This window comes from Flavobacterium sp. (genome assembly GCF_046317795.1).
GTDB lineage: Bacteria > Bacteroidota > Bacteroidia > Flavobacteriales > Flavobacteriaceae > Flavobacterium.
The window spans coordinates 1-6,237 of record NZ_JBKCVI010000017.1; the positions used below are offsets into that span (position 1 = coordinate 1).

The window sequence follows — 6,237 nt, forward strand, 5'->3', positions numbered from 1 at the left end:
CCTAGTAGAAAGTCTTGCAAAACTAAAGTAGTATTACCACCATCGAAATCAGTTCCAATTAAATCATATAACCCTTGACCGGAACCTGGATAGAAATCTTGTCCATAATAAGGAACAGCCGTCAGACCTCCTAAAAGTGGATTCTGTACAACGTTATTATTAATATTTCCATTAGTTTCTTGATTCAATTGATTACGCTTTGAAAAAGCTATAGTCAAATTAGTGTTGTACTTAAACTTTTCATTAGCACTTTTTCCATTAATATTAGATCTAAAAGTAAACCTTTGAAAATCTGTATTTCTAACGATACCTTCTTGTTCAGTGTAACTGAAAGATGTAAAATTATTTAAGTTTTTACCGCCAGACGTCAAACTCAAATTATGATTTTGAGTTGTAGAAGTGGTAAAAAAAACGTCCATCCAATTTTGATTTGGTGCACTGGAAATCTCTGAGTCCGTTAGAGGGGCATTAAAATTTGGTGAACCCTCAACACGACCAATTGCTAAATTTAATAAAGTATTACCTCCTGCACCAGCACTAACTGACCTGTCTCTTTGCAATTTTAATAACTGGGTTGAATTCATTAAATTATAATCGTCTTTAGGTAGTTCAGAAACACCATAAGTACTTGAATAAGATACCTTCAGAGGTGACTCATAAGAACCTCCTTTAGTTTTAATGACAATCACACCATTAGCAGCTCTTGAACCATAAATTGTAGTTGCAGAGGCATCTTTTAAAACTGAAATTTGATCAATATCTTCTGGGTTAATATTTCTAAAAACAACAGCATTAGTTGGAACTCCATCCACTACATATAGAGGATCTGTTGAACTGTTGGAAGAACCTCTACCTCTTATTAACAAATCAAACTTTGCAGAACCCGGAGAACCAGAAGATGCAAAAACGTTAAGACCTGCCGCTTGACCTTGTAAAGACTGGAGTACAGTAACGTTTGGTCTATTTTTCAATGATTCAGATGTTACTGTTACAACCGCAGCTGTTGATAAAGGCTTAGCAGCTGTTTTGTCATACCCTAAGATTACAACTTCTTCCAGTAATACTCCATCTTTTAGTATTACGCTGTAATTATTGGCAGTACCAACAGTTACTACTTTGTCTGACATTCCAACAAAAGAAATTACAAGAACTTCTCCTACTTTTGCTTTAATAGAATATTTTCCATCAAAGTCTGTTTGTGTAGTTCGTGTTGTTCCTTTAACAACAACATTTGCACCTGGTATTGGTCCTTTATTATCAGAAACAACACCTGTTACAGTTTTCTCTTGTGCAAACGAAAACTGCATTGATAACGCTAGTAAAAGCGTAAAAATCCATTTGAACTTCGATCTCATATTAATTTTTTTTGAGTTAGTTATTCTGCAAACTTCTTAATTATTTCTTAATTAACCAAATATTAACAATTAAATTTTTTAAAAAATTTACCTAACCATAATGTTTTAATGATATTTGCACAACTCATTTTGTTGATTCAAAATATTCTAAAAGGTTGCGTCAATTTTGATATTTTTAAAAAATAATGTTAATGCGTTAAAAACCAGCCATTGCTAAAAAATAAATTTACAAATTTTAATCTAGAATGCGGCACTGATGAAGCTGGTAGAGGTTGTCTTGCTGGCCCAGTTACTGCCGCTGCGGTGATACTATCGGATAGTTTCAATTTAGATTTGTTAAATGATTCAAAAAAACTTTCAGAAAAAGTTAGAGAAAAGCTAAGACCTATTATAATAGAGGAAGCCATTTCTTTTTCGGTGACACATATATATAATGTAGAGATTGATGAAATAAATATTTTAAACGCTTCCATAAAAGCCATGCAAGAAAGTATTTTGAAATTAAATCCCTTACCTAATTATATAATAGTAGATGGAAATAGCCCCCTAACTCCCAAAGGGGGAATTAAAAATAAAGGAGGTAAACTTTTTACGGATTCCGAAATTGAGTTATTGCTTTCGATACCAAACACTTCAATAATAAAAGGCGATAGTAAGTATATGAGTATTGCCGCTGCATCAGTTTTAGCCAAAACGTATCGCGATGACTATATGAACATACTTCATGAAGAATTTCCTATGTATAATTGGAAAAAAAATAAAGGATATCCAACACTTGAACACCGAGATGCAATTAGAAAATATGGTGTAACTAAATACCATAGAATGAGTTTTCGTTTATTGCCTGAACAATTGACTTTAGATTTTAGATATTAGATTTTTGATTTGGGAATTGGGTTTAGGGATTAAACTATTGACTATTGACTAATCACTATGGACTATTTACTGCTGAATAATAAATTCTGATTCAAAAAGAATTTGAAAATGCTTTACTATTTTTTCTTTCACTTCATTTTCATCAATAGCTCTTCCCAATTCAACATGCATTGAAGTAACTGCTTTACCTTTTATTCCGCAAGGAATAATGTTATCAAAGTAGCCCAAATTGGCATTTACATTCAAAGCAAAACCATGCATGGTTACCCAGCGAGAGGCACGAACTCCGAAGGCACAAATTTTTCGAGCAAATGGTGTACCCACATCCAACCAAACACCAGTTTCTCCTTTGCTTCTTGCTCCTATTATGTTATACTCTGCCAAAGTAAGAATGATTACCTCTTCCAGTAAACGCAAATACTTGTGTATATCGGTGAAAAAATTTTCTAAATCCAAAATAGGATAACCTACAATTTGTCCTGGTCCGTGATACGTAATATCGCCACCACGATTTATTTTATAAAACGTCGCCCCTTTGGCTTCCAATTGTTTTTCGGAAAGTAAAAGATTAGAAATATCGCCACTCTTTCCCAAAGTATATACATGAGGATGAGTTACAAAAAGAAAGAAGTTGGGAGTTGGCACTTCTCCCGAAACTTCGGGAGTGCTCAGTGTGACATTTTGGGCATTAGTATTTCTATTCTGAACTTTAACAGCAACTATAGCTTTGAATAATTCCTCTTGATAATCCCAAGTGTCTTTGTAATCTTTATTTCCTAAATCTTGAAGTTGGATTTTTTTGTTCATAAGCCTCATCCCCAACCCTCTCCAAAAGAGAGGGGAGAGAACACTGAATTAAATTAGTAGACAAATATACAAATAGTTTATCCTTTAGCCCTGAGTACTTCACAAAGTTTATATTTATGATAGGTGTTCAGTGAATGCTTCGCATTTGAAGTGGAAGACCTTTTTATTTTTGTCACCCTGAGCTTGTCGAAGGGACAAAAGAAAAAGACCTGCCTGCCGGCAGTCAGGTTGTAACGGAAAGCAGGAACCTGCCTGCCGCAGGCAGGAATGGACTAGTTACAAAGCCCGAACCTTTGCTTCGCCAATTCGCTTCGCTCGGGTCGCTCCAAACTTTTAAACTCTTAAACCCTGAATTAATTTCAGGGTAAACTTTTAAACTTTTAAACTAAAACCTATCTTTGCCTTCTTAAAATTAGATTATGCAACTTTCCGAACAAGAAATCATTAGAAGACAGAAACTCAACGCACTACGCGAATTAGGCATCAACCCTTATCCAGCGAATTTATTTCCTGTTGACCATACTTCAAAACAGGTCAAAGAAAACTTCGAGGAAGGGAAGAAAGTGATTTTGGCAGGAAGAATGATGAGCGACCGCGATATGGGGAAGGCATCCTTTGTAGAATTGCAAGATAGCGAAGGCAGAATTCAATTGTATTTTAATCGTGATGTGCTTTGTCCTGGTGAAGATAAATCGTTATACACTCAAGTTTTTAGAAAGTTAACCGATTTAGGAGACTTTATTGGAATAGAAGGCGAATTATTTTTAACCAAAGTAGGCGAAAAATCGGTGCGTGTAGATAAATTCACTTTTCTGAGCAAAACGTTGCGCCCTTTGCCTTTGCCAAAAAAAGATGAAGAAGGAAATGTTCACGATGCTTTTAATGATGCTGAATTGCGTTACCGGATGCGCTATGTAGATTTAGTGGTAAACCCACAAGTGAAAGAAGTTTTTATCAGACGAACAAAATTATTCACCGCCATGCGTACTTTTTTCAACTCAGCGGGTTATATGGAAGTAGAAACTCCAGTATTGCAATCTATTGCTGGTGGTGCTGCGGCACGCCCATTTATAACGCATCACAATGCATTAGACATTCCTTTATATTTAAGAATTGCCAACGAATTATATTTAAAAAGATTAATAGTAGGTGGTTTTGATGGCGTTTATGAGTTTTCTAAAAACTTCCGTAACGAAGGAATGGACAGAACGCACAATCCAGAATTCACGGCAATGGAAATTTATGTGGCCTACAAAGACTACAATTGGATGATGGAATTTACCGAGAATTTATTAGAATATTGTGCCAAAGAAGTGAATGGAACCACCGAAGCCACTTTTGGTGAACATAAAATAAACTTCAAAACTCCTTATGTTAGAGTTACTATGACTGATGCCATTAAGCAATTTACTGGCTTTGATATTTCGGGCAAAAGTGAAGATGAATTATTCGAAGCTGCCAAAAGCATGCACATTGAAGTGGATGAAACCATGGGAAAAGGAAAATTAATCGATGAGATTTTTGGTGCCAAATGTGAAGGCAACTTTATCCAACCGACATTTATTACCGATTATCCAAAAGAAATGTCGCCACTTTGCAAAGAACATCGAGATAATCCTGAATTAACAGAGCGTTTCGAATTGATGGTTTGTGGCAAAGAAGTGGCTAATGCCTATTCTGAATTAAACGACCCAATAGACCAACGCGAACGATTTGAAGCACAATTAAAGTTAGCAGAACGCGGCGATGACGAAGCTACACAATTTATAGACAATGATTTTTTAAGAGCTTTAGAATATGGAATGCCGCCAACATCTGGACTTGGAATTGGTATGGATAGATTAATCATGTTTTTAACCAATAATGCTTCCATTCAAGAAGTGCTATTTTTTCCTCAAATGCGTCCGGAGAAAAAGCAATTGGATTTAACCGAAGACGAAAAAATAATCATCAGTTTGTTAAAAGCAGAGAACAATCAGTCGCTTGTACAATTAAAAGACAAATCACAATTAAGCGGCAAAAAATGGGATGCTGCCATGAAAGGTCTTGCCAAACATGGACTAACTAAAGTAATTGTAGATGGTGATAACAAAACGGTAGTTTTAAACTAAAAATAGAAAGGAATTCAATTGAGTTCCTTTTTTTATAATTTATTGTTAAAGGTTAAACCTTTTAAATTTATCCATGTCCTATTGCAACATAAACTTAAAAACTTTTAAAGATGAAAAAATTAGTTGTAGCATTTTTACTTATTGTTGGAATAACAGCAATGGCACAAGAAAAAGAAATGAAAAGACCTAATGGAGATAAATTTGCCTCGTTAACTCCGGAACAAAAGGTTGAATATCAAGTAAAAAAAATGTCAAAAGACTTGAGTTTAAATGACAAACAAGTAAAAGAAGTGAAAGCTTTAGTAACCAAAGAAGTTGAAAAAAGAAATGCAATTAAAGCTGAAATGAAAGCACTACAGGCAAAACAAAGAATTGAAATGAAAGCTAAAATAGATGAAGAGTATGCAGCCATGAGTAATGAAATGAGAAAAATATTGACTTCTGAACAATTTACAAAATGGGAAAAAATTCATGAGGAAAGAAGAGAAAAAATGAAAGAAAAAATGAAAGAAAAAAGAGAAAACAAAAAAATAAATGCGATTCCTGACGAGAAATAAAAAATAAATTTTGAGTTTACACAAAAATAAATTAGTTTTGAATTTATTATAAACTAAATACTTAAAAAAATGAAAAAATTAATTGCTGTTGTAACCTTACTATTAGCATTTTCAATAAATGCAAATGCACAAGATAAAAGTGAGTTAACCTCAACTGATAAAGGAAAAAAAGAGGCCGCTATGTTAACGGAATTTCTAGGACTAAACGATACTCAAAATGCTGACTTTGCGAGACTTTTTACTCAAAAACACACTGTTCTTGAAGACAAAACATTATCAGCAGAAAGAAAACAAGAATTGACAAGAGTTATGGATGCTAAAATTAGAGCTTCGCTTGATGGAAATCAAATAGAAAAATTAGAAAAAAATCCAGAATTACTAAAGAAATTAATTAATTAATTACTTTCTGATTTTTAAATAAAAAGTCCCGAAAATTTTCGGGACTTTTTATTTATAGCGTTTTGGCAACTTTATTTACAGCGTTTATAGTATAATCCAAATCTTCATAGGTTAAAGCATCTGTAATAAACC

General features: G+C 33.8%; 6 protein-coding genes. 4 read left to right on the plus strand and 2 right to left on the minus strand.

Annotation, left to right across the window (positions count from 1 at the left end; genetic code table 11):
- Positions 1–1,355 (minus strand): TonB-dependent receptor plug domain-containing protein (locus ACK5ON_RS01030; protein WP_409819069.1); only part of this gene is annotated, 1,355 nt, incomplete at its 3' end.
- Between the two features lie 210 nt (positions 1,356–1,565).
- On the opposite strand from ACK5ON_RS01030, the gene ACK5ON_RS01035 reads away from it, so the two are divergent.
- The gene (locus ACK5ON_RS01035; protein ID WP_409819071.1) at positions 1,566–2,231 is read left to right on the plus strand and encodes a ribonuclease HII; all 666 of its coding nucleotides are present in this window, start codon (positions 1,566–1,568) and stop codon (positions 2,229–2,231) included.
- A gap of 66 nt (positions 2,232–2,297) precedes the next feature.
- Here ACK5ON_RS01035 and lipB read toward each other — a convergent pair whose 3' ends face one another.
- Complete coding sequence (gene lipB / locus ACK5ON_RS01040) at positions 2,298–3,038, minus strand: lipoyl(octanoyl) transferase LipB (RefSeq protein WP_409819073.1); 741 nt, start codon at positions 3,036–3,038, stop codon at positions 2,298–2,300.
- Between the two features lie 419 nt (positions 3,039–3,457).
- Here lipB and lysS point away from each other — a divergent pair, with 419 nt between their 5' ends.
- The 3 genes from lysS (at position 3,458) to ACK5ON_RS01055 (ending at position 6,105) form a co-directional block, all read left to right on the plus strand.
- Positions 3,458–5,149, plus strand: coding sequence for a lysine--tRNA ligase (gene lysS / locus ACK5ON_RS01045; protein WP_409819075.1), 1,692 nt, complete (start codon positions 3,458–3,460; stop codon positions 5,147–5,149).
- A 110-nt stretch (positions 5,150–5,259) separates the two neighbouring features.
- Entirely contained in the window at positions 5,260–5,706 is a 447-nt protein-coding gene (locus ACK5ON_RS01050) for a hypothetical protein (RefSeq protein ID WP_396174493.1), read from the plus strand.
- A gap of 69 nt (positions 5,707–5,775) precedes the next feature.
- Positions 5,776–6,105, plus strand: a complete 330-nt coding sequence (locus tag ACK5ON_RS01055) for a hypothetical protein (protein WP_396174491.1) — start codon at positions 5,776–5,778, stop codon at positions 6,103–6,105.
- Positions 6,106–6,237 lie beyond the last annotated feature (132 nt).

Coding starts and splice junctions, on each gene's coding strand:
- ACK5ON_RS01050 (WP_396174493.1), top strand. CDS start 5,260: ATGAAAAAATTAGTTGTAGCATTTTTACTTATTGTTGGAATAACAGCA.
- lysS (WP_409819075.1), top strand. CDS start 3,458: ATGCAACTTTCCGAACAAGAAATCATTAGAAGACAGAAACTCAACGCA.
- ACK5ON_RS01055 (WP_396174491.1), top strand. CDS start 5,776: ATGAAAAAATTAATTGCTGTTGTAACCTTACTATTAGCATTTTCAATA.
- lipB (WP_409819073.1), bottom strand. CDS start 3,038: ATGAACAAAAAAATCCAACTTCAAGATTTAGGAAATAAAGATTACAAA.